Source organism: Micromonospora halophytica, assembly GCF_900090245.1.
In the GTDB taxonomy this organism is placed as follows: domain Bacteria; phylum Actinomycetota; class Actinomycetes; order Mycobacteriales; family Micromonosporaceae; genus Micromonospora; species Micromonospora halophytica.
The window spans coordinates 213,405-227,687 of record NZ_FMDN01000005.1 but is presented as its reverse complement, the minus strand read 5'-3'; the positions used below and the strand labels follow the sequence as shown (position 1 = coordinate 227,687).

The 14,283-nt window shown below is 71.0% G+C and carries 14 protein-coding genes; 7 read left to right on the top strand and 7 right to left on the bottom strand.

Annotated features, from left to right (window positions below; genetic code table 11):
• Nucleotides 1–7 precede the first annotated feature (7 nt).
• Together GA0070560_RS10190 and GA0070560_RS10185 are read left to right on the top strand one after the other, a co-directional pair.
• Complete coding sequence (locus GA0070560_RS10190; protein ID WP_091294167.1) at nt 8–640, top strand: phosphoribosyltransferase; 633 nt, start codon at nt 8–10, stop codon at nt 638–640.
• A 29-nt stretch (nt 641–669) separates the two neighbouring features.
• Nucleotides 670–1,083: a TFIIB-type zinc ribbon-containing protein gene (locus tag GA0070560_RS10185; RefSeq protein ID WP_091294164.1), complete on the top strand. Its 414-nt coding sequence runs from the start codon at nt 670–672 to the stop codon at nt 1,081–1,083.
• Between the two features lie 48 nt (nt 1,084–1,131).
• Here the strand turns inward: GA0070560_RS10185 and GA0070560_RS10180 are convergent, their stop codons facing one another.
• Together GA0070560_RS10180 and GA0070560_RS28645 are read right to left on the bottom strand one after the other, a co-directional pair.
• Nucleotides 1,132–1,371, bottom strand: a complete 240-nt coding sequence (locus GA0070560_RS10180; protein WP_245675451.1) for a flavin reductase — start codon at nt 1,369–1,371, stop codon at nt 1,132–1,134.
• A gap of 23 nt (nt 1,372–1,394) precedes the next feature.
• The gene (locus tag GA0070560_RS28645) at nt 1,395–1,562 is read right to left on the bottom strand and encodes a hypothetical protein (RefSeq protein ID WP_170839340.1); all 168 of its coding nucleotides are present in this window, start codon (nt 1,560–1,562) and stop codon (nt 1,395–1,397) included.
• A 476-nt stretch (nt 1,563–2,038) separates the two neighbouring features.
• Between GA0070560_RS28645 and GA0070560_RS10170 the strand changes: the two genes are divergently transcribed.
• Together GA0070560_RS10170 and GA0070560_RS10165 are read left to right on the top strand one after the other, a co-directional pair.
• A complete protein-coding gene (locus GA0070560_RS10170) occupies nt 2,039–2,836 on the top strand; it encodes a helix-turn-helix domain-containing protein (RefSeq protein ID WP_091294155.1) in 798 nt (265 codons plus the stop codon).
• Nucleotides 2,823–3,011 (top strand): DUF397 domain-containing protein, encoded by a 189-nt coding sequence (locus tag GA0070560_RS10165; RefSeq protein ID WP_091294152.1) that lies wholly within the window; start codon nt 2,823–2,825, stop codon nt 3,009–3,011. Before GA0070560_RS10170 ends, GA0070560_RS10165 begins: the two co-directional genes overlap by 14 nt.
• A 116-nt stretch (nt 3,012–3,127) precedes the next feature.
• Here GA0070560_RS10165 and GA0070560_RS10160 read toward each other — a convergent pair whose 3' ends face one another.
• Nucleotides 3,128–6,865 carry a replicative DNA helicase gene (locus GA0070560_RS10160; RefSeq protein ID WP_425412624.1) on the bottom strand — a complete coding sequence of 1,246 codons (3,738 nt, stop codon included), beginning with the start codon at nt 6,863–6,865 and terminating at the stop codon, nt 3,128–3,130.
• 531 nt (nt 6,866–7,396) lie between these two features.
• On the opposite strand from GA0070560_RS10160, the gene GA0070560_RS10155 reads away from it, so the two are divergent.
• Nucleotides 7,397–8,977: a hypothetical protein gene (locus GA0070560_RS10155; RefSeq protein WP_091294146.1), complete on the top strand. Its 1,581-nt coding sequence runs from the start codon at nt 7,397–7,399 to the stop codon at nt 8,975–8,977.
• 111 nt (nt 8,978–9,088) lie between these two features.
• Here GA0070560_RS10155 and rplI read toward each other — a convergent pair whose 3' ends face one another.
• The 4 genes from rplI to rpsF all read right to left on the bottom strand — a co-directional run bounded on the left by rplI (nt 9,089) and on the right by rpsF (nt 10,733).
• Entirely contained in the window at nt 9,089–9,535 is a 447-nt protein-coding gene (rplI, locus tag GA0070560_RS10150) for a 50S ribosomal protein L9 (RefSeq protein ID WP_091294143.1), read from the bottom strand.
• A 14-nt stretch (nt 9,536–9,549) separates the two neighbouring features.
• Nucleotides 9,550–9,789: a 30S ribosomal protein S18 gene (rpsR, locus tag GA0070560_RS10145; RefSeq protein WP_007073789.1), complete on the bottom strand. Its 240-nt coding sequence runs from the start codon at nt 9,787–9,789 to the stop codon at nt 9,550–9,552.
• A 41-nt stretch (nt 9,790–9,830) separates the two neighbouring features.
• A complete protein-coding gene (locus GA0070560_RS10140; protein WP_170839349.1) occupies nt 9,831–10,364 on the bottom strand; it encodes a single-stranded DNA-binding protein in 534 nt (177 codons plus the stop codon).
• Nucleotides 10,365–10,442: 78 nt separating this feature from the next.
• Nucleotides 10,443–10,733 carry a 30S ribosomal protein S6 gene (gene rpsF / locus GA0070560_RS10135; protein ID WP_088643630.1) on the bottom strand — a complete coding sequence of 97 codons (291 nt, stop codon included), beginning with the start codon at nt 10,731–10,733 and terminating at the stop codon, nt 10,443–10,445.
• A gap of 626 nt (nt 10,734–11,359) precedes the next feature.
• Here rpsF and GA0070560_RS10130 point away from each other — a divergent pair.
• Nucleotides 11,360–12,142 carry a deoxyribonuclease IV gene (locus tag GA0070560_RS10130; RefSeq protein WP_091294140.1) on the top strand — a complete coding sequence of 261 codons (783 nt, stop codon included), beginning with the start codon at nt 11,360–11,362 and terminating at the stop codon, nt 12,140–12,142.
• 5 nt (nt 12,143–12,147) lie between these two features.
• The gene (locus tag GA0070560_RS10125) at nt 12,148–14,271 is read left to right on the top strand and encodes a hypothetical protein (protein WP_245675450.1); all 2,124 of its coding nucleotides are present in this window, start codon (nt 12,148–12,150) and stop codon (nt 14,269–14,271) included.
• Nucleotides 14,272–14,283 lie beyond the last annotated feature (12 nt).

Here is a 14,283-nt window from a genome sequence, read left to right as displayed (position 1 = left end):
TGGAGACATGAGCACCTACCGCGATCGCGAGGACGCCGGCCGGCAGCTCGCCGAACGACTGACCGGCCTGGTCGGGCAACCCGACGTCGTCGTGCTGGGGCTGGTCCGGGGCGGCGTGCCGGTGGCCCGGGTCGTCGCCGACCGGATCGGCGCGCCGCTGGACGTGCTGGTGGTCCGGAAACTGGGCATGCCGTTCGCCCCCGAGGTCGCCTTCGGAGCGCTCGGCCCCGACGGCGTACGCGTGCTCAACGACCCCGTCGCCGCCCAGCTCGGCCCCGACGACGTCGCCGACGTGCAACACCGGGAGCAGGCCGAGCTGGAACGCCGGGAGGCCCGGTACCGGGCCGGCCGGCCACCACTGGACCTCACCGGCCGTACCGCCGTGATCGTCGACGACGGCCTGGCCACCGGCGCCACGGCCCGGGCCGCCGTCCAGGTCGCCCGCCACCTCGGGGCCCGCCGGGTCGTCGTGGCGGTGCCGGTCGGCTCCCAGGAGGCGTACGAGATGCTCGCCGCCGAGGCGGACCAGGTGATCTGTGCCCAGCGGCCCCCGGGCTTCGGGGCGGTCGGCGCCTACTACGACGACTTCCACGAGGTCTCCGACGACGAGGTCAGCGAGGCGCTCATCGCCACGGCTTGAATCTCGCTCCGACCGGGTACCGTCGAACGATGCAGCTCACCTGTCCCAAGTGTCACGGAGACATGCGCCAGTACGAGCGCAGCGGCGTCGTCATCGACCAGTGCGCGGAATGCCGAGGGATCTTCCTCGACCGCGGCGAGCTCGAGAAGCTCTTCGAGGCCGAGGCCCGCTGGAACCAGCAGCAGAGCCCCCCGCCGCCCGGGCAGCAGCCCCACGCTCCCGGCCAGCAGCACACCCACACCCAGGGCGGGTACGCCCCGCCGCCGCCCCCGCCCGCGCACCAGCCGGGCTACCCGGCCGTGCCGCCGCCCCCGCCGCCCGCCCCCGGCTACCCGCCGCAGCCGGCGTACGGCCACACCGGGCACCAGCAGCAGCACTACGGCTACCACGGGCACTACAAGCGCAAGAAGCACAAGAGCTTCCTCGACGAGATGTTCGGCTGAGTCGCCCGCCGTGGGCCGGGCCACCCGGCCCACGGCCCACGGCCCTCCCTAGTCGAGGGTGGGTTGTCCGCGCGCCCGAGCCCAGGCGAGGAAGCGTTCGTGCAGGTCCGGGGCCCGGTCCGGGTGGAGTTGGGCGAGTTGGTCACGGGCCTCGGCCATCAACGCGCCGAGGTAGAGCAGCAGCGCGGTGCGGTTGCCCCGGTACTCCACCAGCAGGTCGAGCCGGGCCGGCTGACACGGCCACTCGGCGCCGCAGTTGCGGCAGCGCCACAACGGACGCATCGGCATGTGCGGGATCACCCTGCCTGCCATCACCGCAGCCGCAGCGCGATCGCCCGCGCCTCGTCGTCACTCAACGGCAGGAACCACAGGAACCGCTTCACGATCTCCGGGGGCTGCGGCCCCTCCGCACGCCCCCGCAGATTCCGGATCGCACCGATGTGACCGCTGACCGCGACTACCCCCGCCGGCCCGGTCACCGCCGACCCCCGTTGGCGCGGAACTGCTGGGCCGGCGTCAGGCTGCCGGCGCGGCCGGGCTGGACGACGAGGAAGACCTCGGTCGGCTGGCGCATCCAGTCTGGCATGGTGGCTCCGCGCACCCGGCGAGGCAGCTTCGGAGGCTCCACCTTCCGGCACCGGAAAAACGGGATACGCACGTCGTCGACCTCCTCGATCAGGGGATTGGGAGGGCCGCCCCACCACGGGGGAGGCGGAGCGGCCCCGGACGAAACCCGCCCCAGCCCTCCCCGGCGTGGAGCGGGTCCGCATGGGTGACAGTCTGGTGAGGACACCGCTACTGTCGGAAGGCGTTCGCACCGGTCCGGGCGAGAGTCCGGCGACCATGCACTGTGGCTGGTGAGGCTCAGTGACCATGCACTGTCGCTGGCGAGGCTCGGCGACCATGCACGGTGGCTGGCGCGGCTCGGCGATCTTGGCGATTCACTGGAGGTCCGATGGAAGGTGAGCAGTCGTTCGACCTGCTCCGCGCGCAGCTCCGCAGGCAGCGGGCGCTGGCCGGCATGAACCAGGAGGAGTTCGGCAGGCGGGCCAACTACTCGGCGTCGACCGTGAGCGCCGTGGAGACCGGGACCAGGCCGGTCGACCTGCCCTACGCCCGGCGGGCCGACGAGATCCTGGAGACGGGCGGCCTCTTCGAGTCCCTACTGCGCGCGGCGCAGCGCGACGGCCAGCCCTCCTGGTTCAAGCCCTGGCTGGAGGCGGAGCGAGCCGCCCGGCAGCTCCGCTACTTCAACCCCAACCTGATTCCCGGCCTGCTCCAGACGGAGAACTACGCCCGCGCGGTGCTGCGCTTCGACGACACCCGGCCGGAGGCCGAGGTGGAACAGCAGGTCGCCGCCCGGTTGGAGCGGCAGAGCATCCTCACCCGCGAGCGTCCGCCCCAGGTCGTCGCTGTGATGGACGAGTCCGCCCTGCGCCGCCGCGACGCGATCATGGGTGAACAGCTCGCGCACCTGCTGCGCATGGCCGAGCTGCCGCACGTCCACATTCACGTCATCCCCGCCGACGCCGGCCTGCATGTCGGCCTGTCGGGTCCACTGGCCCTGGCCATGCTTCCGGACGGTGGCTGGGTCAGCCACCTGGAGAACCAGCTTGCCGGCTCAGTAGTCGACGCCGAGGATGCAGTGGCTACGCTTCAGGCGAGATGGGAGAGCGTGCGGGGCGTCGCTCTCCCACAAGCTCTGTCGGTCGCCCTGTTGAAGGAAGTCGAGAGCCAACATGGACCTCAGTAGCGCACAGTGGAGGAAGTCGACCCGCAGCGGTACGAGCGGTGGCGACTGCGTCGAGGTGGCCGACAACCTGCCCGGCGTGGTCGCCGTCCGTGACAGCAAGAACCGGGACGGCGGCACCCTCCAGTTCGACCCGCAGTCCTGGCAGGCATTCGTCAGCTTCGCCAAGCGACACTGACCGGCCACCCACGAAGGCCCGGCCCCCACCCCAGGGACTGGGCCTTCGTCGTGTCACCACGGGTGGCACACCCGGCCGGCTCCCGCGGCTCGGTCGGGCGACCGTCCGCCCAGCGCTCAGACGACCGCCATGTCGACGAATCGCGACAGGTGCAGTTGGGCGGCTACCGTGATCGAATCGGTAGGGCCATTCCGATGCTTGGCAACAATAAAATCCGCCTCGCCGGCCCGGGGCGATTCCTTGTCGTAGTAGTCGTCCCGATGCAGGAGGATTACTACGTCAGCATCTTGTTCAATTGAGTTGTGAGTGGCGATGCCGTTCGCGATGAAGTTGTGCGTACCGAGCACGGTCGCGTCGAAGACGTCCTGTTCGCCGAGGGACTCAATCGAAACGATCGCGTCCCAGAAAATGTCATTGGTGGCATGCAGATCGAGGTCTACGGCATCGAGTACGGCAGCGATCTTCGCGAGCCTCGATCGGCTCGGGGCGGACTTCCACAACGCGCTTCCGCAGAACTGCGTTCCGATCGCCGCCGCGAACTCCCGATGACTCATACCCTGGTCGGCGAGGATCTCACGCACCCTGCCCCACACCTCGCGCGGCACCGTGTCGACGTTGGTGTTGCTCTCGACCACTTCAAGCGCGGCGAGCACGTCCGCGCAATGCCGTTCCCGCTCTCCGTGCACTCCGATCTCGCGGAGAAACCGCAACTGGTCGTCCCGGCCTGAGATGTCGAGAGTGTACTGGGGCCGGTGACGAGTGACGGCAACGGTCCTGAGCCGCGTGGTGATCCCGTACCGCAGCAGCAGACGCGAGATACCATCCAGCATCGGACGACTCGTGGATGAGAAGTAGATCCGTCCACCTCGGCGGGATTTGTTCACGAAGACAGAGCCGTCGGTGGCCCACAAATGCCGAAGGAACAGTGTCACCTGCTCCTTGGGCATGCTGAAAACTCTCTCCGGAAGAAACTTTTCATGGGACCTCAGGCCGAAGAGCCCGAGGCCGTCCAGCCATTCGGCGATCGGATTACGGCGGCCACGCGCCAGACGGTACGGAGCGGGCAACCGGAGCGTTGTTACCCGCGCTTGCTCGTACTCGTCCCGCACCGCCGTGACGCCGAAGTGCTTCGCGGCTTCGGCAACCGCCCGCAGGTTCGCCTCGTCGCGACTGGCGTACCGGATCGGCTGGCGGCGGACGAACGAGCCGTCACCCAGCAAGTGCGCCAGCATCACCACCTCTGCCGGCTCCCACGGCCGGATGACCATAGGTGCCGGTACGTGCCGTGGCACCGCCAGACGCGCCCCGGGTGCCAACTCTCCCAGCGGAACCCAGCCGGCGAAGGTGAGGAACGGATGACTGGCCGTGGCGTTGATCCGCTTACCGGATGCCAGCGTCAGCCGGAAGACTTCCCGCCGTCCGCTCGGGAAGACGTGGGTCATCGTTCGCGGGGAATAGCGGAGATTCTCGTCCAACGCCCAGACCGGAATCTGCCTGGCGTCGGTCGCGAGCAGTTCTCCGAGGGTGACCTCCGTGTTGTCGTCGGCCCGCATCAGCCGGGTGTCGGCAGTCAGGCAACCCGATTCACGCAGGTCGGACAGCTGGGGTCGCTTGTCCGTACGCTGCTCCGGACCACGGTTCAGCTGACTCACCGCGATCACCGGGCACTCGACCTCCTTGGCCAGCAGCTTCAGGCCACGGGAGAGGTCCGCGACCTCCTGCTGCCGGCTCTCGGTCCGCTTCGGCGAGGTCATCAGCTGGAGATAGTCGACCACGATCATCTTCAGGTCGTGCTTCTGCTTGAGCCGCCGCGCCTTGGCCCGGATCTCCATCAGGTTCATGCTCGGCGTGTCGTCGACGAAGAGTGGGGCCTCACTGATCTCGCCCATGCAGCGGGCCAGCTTGGTCCAGTCGTCGTCGGAGAGCTGGCCGCTGCGCAGCACGTGCAGGGGGACGCGGGCCTCAGCCGAGAGGAGTCGCATGACGATCTCGACCTTGCTCATTTCCAGCGAGAAGATCGCCGCCGCCTGGTTGGCGCGGATAGCCGCGTTCCGGGCGAAGTCCATGCTCGCCGTGCTGTTGTGCGTCGGGATCATCGACCGACCCGCGAGGTAGAGGTGCTCCGCGTTGTCGACGGTCACGCAACGCACCGGCACGCTGGCCACGGGTCGGACGTCGACGACGTACCGGGAGGCGGTCCGGACGGTCGACGTCGTACGGCGGCGGGCCGCATGCGCGGACCGCTTCCGTTCCAACCGGAAGACGGTGTCCGGCGTGGAGAAGTTGAGGGTGTACGCCGTCGACGAGGCGGCGGTGCGCCCCCGCACGGCCTTCTCCGTGACGGTGCAGCGATAGCCGAGGCTCACGATCAGCTCTCGGACGTCCTCGGCCAGCCGCCGAGAGGTGGAGGTGTACTGGAGGTTCCCCGCCGGGGCGACCGTCCCGTCGGTGTCCATCAGGCCGGCGAGCAGGGTGCGGCGCTGGGCCTCCGACGCCCGGAGGTACTGCTGCGGGATGTGCTTCTCTCCCGACACGGCGAGCCCGCACACGTCGGCGCCGGTGTGCCCGTCACCGAGCCAGACACCCAGGGTGTACGGCGCGACGGGCAGCTCCCGCTCCGGCAGTTGCAGCGGGCCACAGTTCTGCACGGCGTGGTTGAGTCGACCGTCCGAGCCGGTACGCAGCGTCGCCGCGATCTCCGCGGTGGTCACGACGCCGTCGTGCCGGGTTCGGGCACCGGCGTTCACCTGGCGCTCGGCACGCTTCCGCAGCCCGTTCAGGAGCGGCCCTGCGGGGTAGCCCGGGGCGCTCCAGTTCCGCACCTTGCCCGCCCGCGTCACCGGACGACTGATCCTGCCGTTGGAGCCGACCTCCCGGGCCACGGTGTGCAGAACGTGCCTGAACTCGGGGCCGACCAGGTCGACGGCCTGTGCCAGGGTGACCGAGCCAGGGTCGGCGCCCACGGCCGTCTCCGCCGCACGGACCTTCGCCAGCGACGACTCCGACCAGTGGTGGCGCACCTTCTGCTCGTGCTGACGACGGCTGGCCCGGGTGGTGGTCTTCCACAGGTGCTCGGCGTCCGCCACGATCACGCTGCCGTCGGAGAACTCGACCTCGTAGCAGGGCCGGTCGTCCATGACGTCGAAGGCTGCCGTGACGGTTGTCGGCGTGCCGTCGGCGGCGAGCAGCCGGTCGCCCACGGCCACCTCGCCCATCGTGGTCCAGCCGTCGGGGGTGGGCAGCGGGGTGTCGAGGGCGAGCGCCTTACCCAGACCAGGGCGCCCCGCCACGATGATCAACTGACCCGGGTGCAGGCCGTTGAGCAGCCGGTCCAGATCGGTGAAGCCGGTCGGCACGCCGGTCATCACGCCGCCCTGGGCGCCGACCGCCTCGATCTCGTCCAGCGTCGGCTGGAGCATGTCGGCGAGGATCGCGAAGTCCTCGCTGACCCGCTTCTCGGTCACCTCGTAGACGGCCTGCTGGGCGAGGTCGACGATGTCGTCGACGTCCCGGCTGCCGCCGTTGGCGGTGCCGTAGCCGAGCTGGACGATCCGGGTGCCGGCCTCGACCAGCCGACGCAGCACGGCGCGCTCGCCCACGATGCGGGCGTAGTAGGCGGCGTTCGCCGCCGTCGGCACGCTGGCGATGAGGGTGTGCAGGTAGGGTGCGCCGCCGACCCGGGCCAGGTCACCGGAGTCGGCCAGGGCCGCCGCGACGGTGATCGCGTCGGCCGGCTCGCCCCGGCCGTAGATGTCGAGGATCGTGTCGAAGATGGTGGCGTGGATCGGCCGGTAGAAGTCGTTGGTCTTCAGGATCTCGACGACGTCGGCGATGGCGTCCTTGGAGAGCAGCATGCCGCCGAGGACGCACTGCTCGGCGGCGACGTCCTGCGGCGGGGTCTTGTCGAACTGCCCCTCACGCTGCGCGGGGGCGGACGCCTGCCCGCCGCCGGCCCGGGGCTCCGCCCGCATGTCGTCGGTGACCGACACGGATCCCCCTCCACTGCGTCGGGTCGAATTCAGCTCTACCCAGGGTGCGACAACTTCCGATCGGACCGTGCCGGTCGATCGGGGGGCATCGCACGACCGGTCGGTGCCCCACGATACGGAACCCGAGGTCAGCGCACCAAGAGCAGCGGTGGACGAGCCTCGGGACAACCTGTGGACGTGGGTGGACGAGCATGTGCGTAGCGTGTGCACAGCCTGTGGACAACGGATGGGGAATTCCGGGCCACACTGCTCTGGCCTGGGAAAACTCGATCCACAGCCTGTGGATGAAAATTTTCCGGTGAAGCTTTGGGGCCGGATTTCCCGTACTATCTCCTACGAACGGCTACACCTGGACAGCGGATTGCGCTTTCGGTTGAGAAGGGTCACGCTCCGGCCGTGAGTTACCGGGACTGGGAGCGCGGGGAGGGCAGCCCGCGCGAGGGCCGGCCGATCGCTCCGTGGGAGGGCCCCGGCGAGCCGGTCCCGGCCGACCCGTACACCTCCCGAGCGGACCGGCGCCGTACGCCGAGCCGACGTCGGGCCGTCGAACGTGGCCAGCAGGAGCCCGTCGACGCCTACCTGCCGCGATGGGCCGTGGAGTCCGGGATCGCGCACGCCGACGGCCGGGGCCGACACGCCGCGCCGGACGACGACGAGGATGACGACCGCCCCGTCTCCGGCTCCGGGCGACGCGCGGCACGGCGCCGCAGCGAGCGCAGCCGGGGTGAGCTGCGGGCGATCGGCGCGGCCCCCGAGCCGGACGACCACACCCGCGAGTGGACCTTCGACCGTCCGCAGGAGCAGGGGTACGTGGGCAGCCGCCGCGCCGACGACGATGACGCCCCGGTCTCCGCGCCGGCGCCGACAGCCCGCCCGCGCCGGTCCGCCACCCGACGTCCACAGGTGACCTGGTCCGGGCTGGAGGACACCGAGGGTGAGCCGGCCACGGACGACGGTGAGCCGGAGCGGCCGACCCGACGCAGCCGCCGGACGTCGGCCGACTCCTGGTCCCGCCCGACCACCGATCCGTGGAGCCGCCCGGAGCGGGCCGCCGAGCCGGAGCCGGAGTACCGGCCCGTGGTGGACCCGTGGGACGCCTCCGGGATGCACGTCTGGCAGCGCTCCGGTGGCGACGACCCATGGGAACGGACGGGTGGCGCGGCCGGGTGGGGGGACAGCACCGGCCAGTTCGACCGGTTCACCGACACCGCGCAGTGGGACCGTACCGACGCCGGGCTGCGGGACGCCGGAGCCGGGCGGCGGGCACGGTACGCCGACACGAGTCCATGGGACGAGGACCGGACCGGTGTCGGTCGCTGGGACCGTACGACTTCACCGCAGTCGGCGGAGCCGGGCACGGGTGAGGGCTGGCCGTGGGCGGAGCAGCCGGAGGGCTTCTGGTCGGGCACTCGCCTGGCCGGGGACGATCCCCGGTGGATGGATCCGCCGTCGTCGGCGCCGCGTTCTCCGGCGGTGACGTACAGTGCGCCGCGTCCGCGGCCGGCGCCCCGGCGGCGGCTGGAGCCGGTGGCCCCGATGGGCGCGCCGTCCTGGCGGGACCGGGTCGAGTCCGTGGGTGGCGGCGGGGTGTGGCACCGCCGGCTGGAGGACGACCTGCTCGACCCGGATCCGGGTGGTCCGCTGCGGCCGCTGGTCTACACGGCGGCGTGTTACCTGGTGCCGGCCGTGCTGGTCTTCCTGTGGCTGCTCACCCTGGACGGTCAGGCGCCGGCCGGCTGTGTGACGGACATCAGTGGCGGCGGTTGCGACTCGCCGCGGGCGCACGCCTTCGGCTCCCTGGTGGCGGGGGCACCGCGGTTCGGGCTGGCGTTCGTGAGCAGCCTGGTGGTCGCGGGTCTGCTGCGCCGGGTCGGTACGACCTGGCGGCCGGCGACGGTGGCGCTGGCGGCAGCCGTGGTCGGTGGTGGTCTCTCCACCGTGATGATCAGCGCGATCACCGGCCAGCCGATCGGGTGACCTGGTGGGTGCCCCGTCCGATTGCCGGGGCGGGTGTCCGGTCGTGGTGGTGCAGTGCGGAAGGGCCCGCACCGGCGTCCGGTGCGAGCCCTTCCGTCGTGCTGTCGAGTGTCAGCCCTGGACGACGGTGAGGTCGAACTTGGCGGTCACCTCGGGGTGCAGCTTGATGCGCACCGGGTAGGAGCCGGTCGACTTGATGTGACCGGGCAGTTCCAGCCGACGCCGGTCGAGGACCGGGCCGCCGGCGGCCTTGACGGCGTCGACGATCTCGGCCGGGGTGACCGAGCCGAAGAGCCGTCCACCGTCACCGGCGCGAGCCTTCAGGTTGACCTTCAGGCCCTCGAGCTGGCCCTTGACCTCGTTGGCGTGGCCGAGGTCGCGGATCTCGCGGGCCGAGCGGGCCCGCTTGATCAGCGTGACCTGCTTCTCCGCACCCTTGGTCCAGGCGATCGCGAAGCCCTGCGGCAGCAGGTAGTTACGGCCGTAGCCGTTCTTGACCTCGACGATGTCGCCGGGGGCACCGAGACCGGAAACTTCCTGGGTCAGGATGATCTTCATGTCGGTGCCTCCTCTCAGCGGGCCGTCGCCGTGTACGGCAGGAGCGCCATCTCACGGGCGTTCTTGACCGCACGGGCGATCTGGCGCTGCTGCTGCGAGGTGACGCCGGTCACCCGTCGAGCGCGGATCTTGCCGCGGTCGGAGATGAACTTGCGCAGCAGCGCGGTGTCCTTGTAGTCGATGTAGGTGATCCCGTCCTTGTCGAGCGGGTTCACCTTCTTCTTCGGCTTGCGAAGTGCCGCAGCCTTGGCCATTGCTCGTGCTCCTGGTTTGCGATCGCGGGCGCTCGGCGCCATTAGAACGGAGGCTCCTCGTCGAAGTTGCCGCCCGAACCACCGCGCGAGGGGGCGGGCGCGGCCGAGGCCCAGGGGTCGTCGAAGTTGCCTCCGCCGCCACCCTGACCACCACCGCCGCCGGAGCCGAAGCCACCGCCGCCGCCACCGGAGCGCGACATCTTCTGCACCTTCGCCGTGGCGTAGCGCAGCGACGGGCCGATCTCGTCGACCTCGAGCTCGATGACGGTGCGCTTCTCACCCTCGCGGGTCTCGTACGACCGCTGACGCAGCCGACCCGAGACGATCACGCGGGCGCCCCGCTGGAGCGACTCGGCGACGTGCTCCGCCGCCTGCCGCCACACGGTGCAGGCCAGGAAGAGCGGCTCGCCGTCCTTCCATTCGCCGGAGGCCTTGTCCATGAACCGGGGCGTCGAAGCGACCCGGAACTTGGCGACCGCCGCACCGGACGGGGTGAACCGCAACTCGGGGTCATCGGTCAGGTTGCCGATGACCGTGATGGTGGTGTCTCCTGCCATGACCATCTCCTCGCGCACTCATCGTTCTGCCGTACAGGCTCTCAGAACCCTCTGACAGCGCCGATGAGGCTGATCCGGGCGAACCGGGTTGAATGCTTAGCGCATCTCCGGCCGGATGACCTTGGTGCGCAGCACGGACTCGTTGAGCCGCAGCTGGCGGTCGAGTTCGGCCACCGCCTCCGGCGTCGCCTGAAGGTCAACGACGGCGTAGATGCCTTCGGCCTTCTTGTTGATCTCGTACGCGAGGCGCCGGCGGCCCCACACGTCGGTCTTCTCCACCGAGCCACCCGCGGTCCGGATCACGTTCAGGTACGTGTCGAGCGACGGGGCGACGGTGCGCTCCTCGAGACTGGGGTCGAGGATCACCATGACTTCGTAATGACGCAAGACGTACTCACCTCCTGTGGGCTGAGCGGCCACGGTCCTTCCGTGGCAGGAGGTCTGCGTCGTGGCCCGCCCCCGAGCCGGGGGGACCCGGCCGGACGCGGACAACCGCACCAGGATACCCGGTCCGGACGATCATGCCCGGGCAGGTGGTGAGGGCCGGTCGGACACGGCGACAGGGGCCCGCGTCGGCTCCCGAAGGCCGGCGGCGGACCCCTGTCCACGAGGCCGCGGGGCGTCCCGTCCGCATTCCTTGGGTGGGACCTGGGGAGGAACGACCACACCGATGAGGTTGGATCGAGGACGCCCCGCGGAGCTTCATCCTGTTGTTATCTGACGGTACAACAGCTCTCGTACCCAGATGGTGGAATTGCAACTATTCGTCCGAGATTCTGGCGTCGAGTGGTGCCTCGGCGGGACGGGCCCCGCCCCCGACGTGCCGGGCCGCACGACGGGGGTGACCCCGCACCGGATCGACCCGCCACGGCTCCGCCCGCAGGATCCGGGAGAGCCGACCGTCGATCCCACCCCGCTCAACGACCACCGGCCCGGACGGTGACGCGGCGGACGCCGAGACTCGGCCACGACCGTCACCCCAGGCGTCGGGGATGCGACGTAGGCTCCCCTGCATGCGTATCGGAGCCCATGTCGACCAGGCCGACCCGCTGGCGGAGGCGGCCTCCCGCTCCGCCGGGGCGGCGCAGTTCTTCCTCTCCGACCCGCAGGGCTGGAAGGCCCCGAAACCGCGGGAGGACGCCGACCGGCTGCGCGCCGCCGACGTGGACCTCTACGTCCACGCCCCGTACGTGATCAACGTGGCCACCCTGAACAACCGGATCCGGATCCCCAGCCGCAAGCTCCTGCTCGGCCACGCGGCCGCGGCGGCGGAGATCGGCGCGAAGGGGCTGATCGTGCACGGCGGCCACGTCAACGCCGGTGACGACCTGGCCGTGGGCTTCGACAACTGGCGCAAGACCTTCGCGTACGCGGCGGACTCCGGCGGCTTCCCGCTCCCGGTGCTGATCGAGAACACCGCCGGCGGCGAGAACGCCTGCGCCCGGCGGCTCGACGCGCTGGCCCGGCTCTGGGACGCCCTCGGCGACCACGAGGTCGGCTTCTGCCTGGACACCTGCCACGCCCACGCCGGGGGCGAGGAACTTCTCGACCTGGTCGACCGGGTCAAGGCCATCACCGGACGGATCGACCTGGTGCACGCCAACAATTCCAAGGGCGACTTCAACTCCGGCCAGGACCGGCACGACAACCTCGACGGCGGCACCATCGACCCGGACCTGGTGGTCGCCGTGATCCGGGCGGCCGGCGCGCCGGTGATCGTGGAGACCCCCGGCGGCGTGGCGGGACAGGCTGCGGACATCGCCTTCCTGCGGGAGCGGCTGGGAACGGGGGCCTGAGCCGGATGACCACCGACACGACCGACGGCGGCCAGCCGACCGGGCAGACCGACGGGCCCGACGGCCGGTCCTCCACCCCGGACACCGACACCACGAACACCGACCGGCCGCGCCCGGACGACACGACCGACGCCACGGACACCGCGCCACCCCCTCTCGCCCCGGAGAAGGCCACCACCACGGAGAAGGCCGCCGGAGGCAGCGGGACGGCCGCCGGAGGCAGCGCAGCCGGGGGCGGCAGCAAGGCCGGTGAGGACACGGACGGCGACAGGGCCAGCGAGTCCAGGGCCGCCGGGTCCAAGGCCGCCGAGGGTACGAAAGCCGACAAGGAGAAGAAGGACGAAGCCGGGCCGGCAGACCCCTGGTCGGCGTTCGCGCCCGCCCCGGAGCCGGTTCCCGGGCGTCCCCGTCGCGCCGCGCGGGCGATCGGTCGGCTGCTCGTGCACGAGTGGACGCTCGCCGCCCTGGCAGCGCTGGCGCTCGCCGCCGGACTGACCTGGCCGACGCTGCGCTACCCGCTCTACACGCTGCCGCAGGACTACTGGGACCCGAGCCTGCAGGCCTGGCAGATGGCCTGGTCCGGGCACGCCCTGCGGACCGACCCGGGCCAACTGTTCCAGTCGAACACGTTCTTCCCGGAGACGTGGAGCTTCGCCTTCTCCGACATGCTGCTCGGCTACGCGCCCGCCGGCATGATCGGCACCGGCCCGGAAGCGGCGGTGCTCCGCTACAACATCATCTTCGTGCTGGCCCACGCGCTCGCCACGTTCGGGGCGTACGTGCTGGCCCGTCAGTTGGGGGCGGGTCGGGCCGGCGCGGCGGTGGCCGGGGTGAGTTACACGTACGCCCCGTGGCTGCTCGCCCAGGCGGGCCACCTGCACATCGTCTCCAACGGCGGCATCCCGCTGGCGCTGGCCATGCTGGCCCGGGGGCACGGCTGGTCGCTGCGCCACGGCTACCGGCCGGAGCGCCGGCACACCGGCTGGACGTACGCCGGCTGGGTGGTGGCCGCCTGGCAGCTCAGCCTGGGCTTCGGGATCGGCCTCGTGTTCGGGTACGTCCTCGCGGGGATCGTGCTGGTCGCGGCGGTGACCTGGTTCCTGCGGCGGTACGTGGTCCGGCCGGTGAAGCGCCCGTTCGGGGCCCGCCTGCTCGTCGCGGACCTGGTCGGCGGCCTGCTCTTCGCCGGTGTGGGCGTACTGCTGGCGATCCCGTTCTTCAAGGTCGCCGAGCTGCACCCGAACGCCGAGCGCACGCTCGGCGACATCGGCGTCTACTCACCGCCGGTGATCGGTTTCCTCACCGCGCCGCCCGAGTCACGGATCTGGGGCGAGCTGCACGAAGGGGCCCGCGAGACGCTGCCCTGGCACCCGGAGATGACCCTGCTGCCGGGCTTCGTGCTCTACGCGCTGGCCGCGGGCGGGCTGTTCCTCTCGGTCTGGCGGCTGCGGCACCGGCTGCTGCTGCTCACCGGTGTGCTGGTCACCCTGGTGCTGGCGATGGGCACCCGGTTCTTCGACGGCACCTTCACCTACGCGCCGCTCTTCGAGTACCTGCCCGGCTGGAACGGCCTGCGCACCCCGGGCCGGTTGATGCTCTGGACCACCCTCCTGCTCGGCCTGCTCGCGGCCGGCGCGGTCACCGCCTTCTCCGAGCGGGTGCGCGAACTCACCGTCGAGCAGGCCCCCGCCCGCCCGTCGCCGTGGCTGCGGGCCGTCGCCCTGCTGCCACTGCTGCTGGTGACGGTCGAGGGGTTGAACGTCACGCCGCACCCGGCGGTGCCCGAGCAGCCGGTGGCCATGCGTACGGTGGACGGCCCGATGCTGGTGCTGCCGAGCAGCCAGAACCTGGACCAGCCGGTGATGCTCTGGACGACCAGCCGGTTCCAGGACGTGGTCAACGGCGGCAGCGGCTTCACCCCGACGCAGCTCGACGAGGTGCGCCGGGTGACGCTCGCCTTCCCCGACCGGACCAGCATCGACTACCTGCGCGTCCTCGGCGTCCGCAACGTGGTGCTGCTGCGCGACCAGATCGTCGGCACGCCGTGGGAGGTCACCGTGGACGCCCCGGTCGACCAGCTCGGGATCACCCGCGAGGAGATCGGCGACGCCGTCGTGTTCCGTCTCTGAGCCCCCGCCGGT

Excerpts from the sequence above, each read along its gene's own strand:
- GA0070560_RS10180 (WP_245675451.1), bottom strand. The coding sequence starts at position 1,371 with ATGCCGATGCGTCCGTTGTGGCGCTGCCGCAACTGCGGCGCCGAGTGG.
- GA0070560_RS10130 (WP_091294140.1), top strand. The coding sequence starts at position 11,360 with ATGCGTATCGGAGCCCATGTCGACCAGGCCGACCCGCTGGCGGAGGCG.
- GA0070560_RS10160 (WP_425412624.1), bottom strand. The coding sequence starts at position 6,865 with ATGCTGCTCTCCAAGGACGCCATCGCCGACGTCGTCGAGATCCTGAAG.
- rplI (WP_091294143.1), bottom strand. The coding sequence starts at position 9,535 with ATGAAGATCATCCTGACCCAGGAAGTTTCCGGTCTCGGTGCCCCCGGC.
- GA0070560_RS10185 (WP_091294164.1), top strand. The coding sequence starts at position 670 with ATGCAGCTCACCTGTCCCAAGTGTCACGGAGACATGCGCCAGTACGAG.
- GA0070560_RS10190 (WP_091294167.1), top strand. The coding sequence starts at position 8 with ATGAGCACCTACCGCGATCGCGAGGACGCCGGCCGGCAGCTCGCCGAA.
- GA0070560_RS10125 (WP_245675450.1), top strand. The coding sequence starts at position 12,148 with ATGACCACCGACACGACCGACGGCGGCCAGCCGACCGGGCAGACCGAC.
- rpsR (WP_007073789.1), bottom strand. The coding sequence starts at position 9,789 with ATGGCCAAGGCTGCGGCACTTCGCAAGCCGAAGAAGAAGGTGAACCCG.
- GA0070560_RS10165 (WP_091294152.1), top strand. The coding sequence starts at position 2,823 with ATGGACCTCAGTAGCGCACAGTGGAGGAAGTCGACCCGCAGCGGTACG.
- GA0070560_RS10170 (WP_091294155.1), top strand. The coding sequence starts at position 2,039 with ATGGAAGGTGAGCAGTCGTTCGACCTGCTCCGCGCGCAGCTCCGCAGG.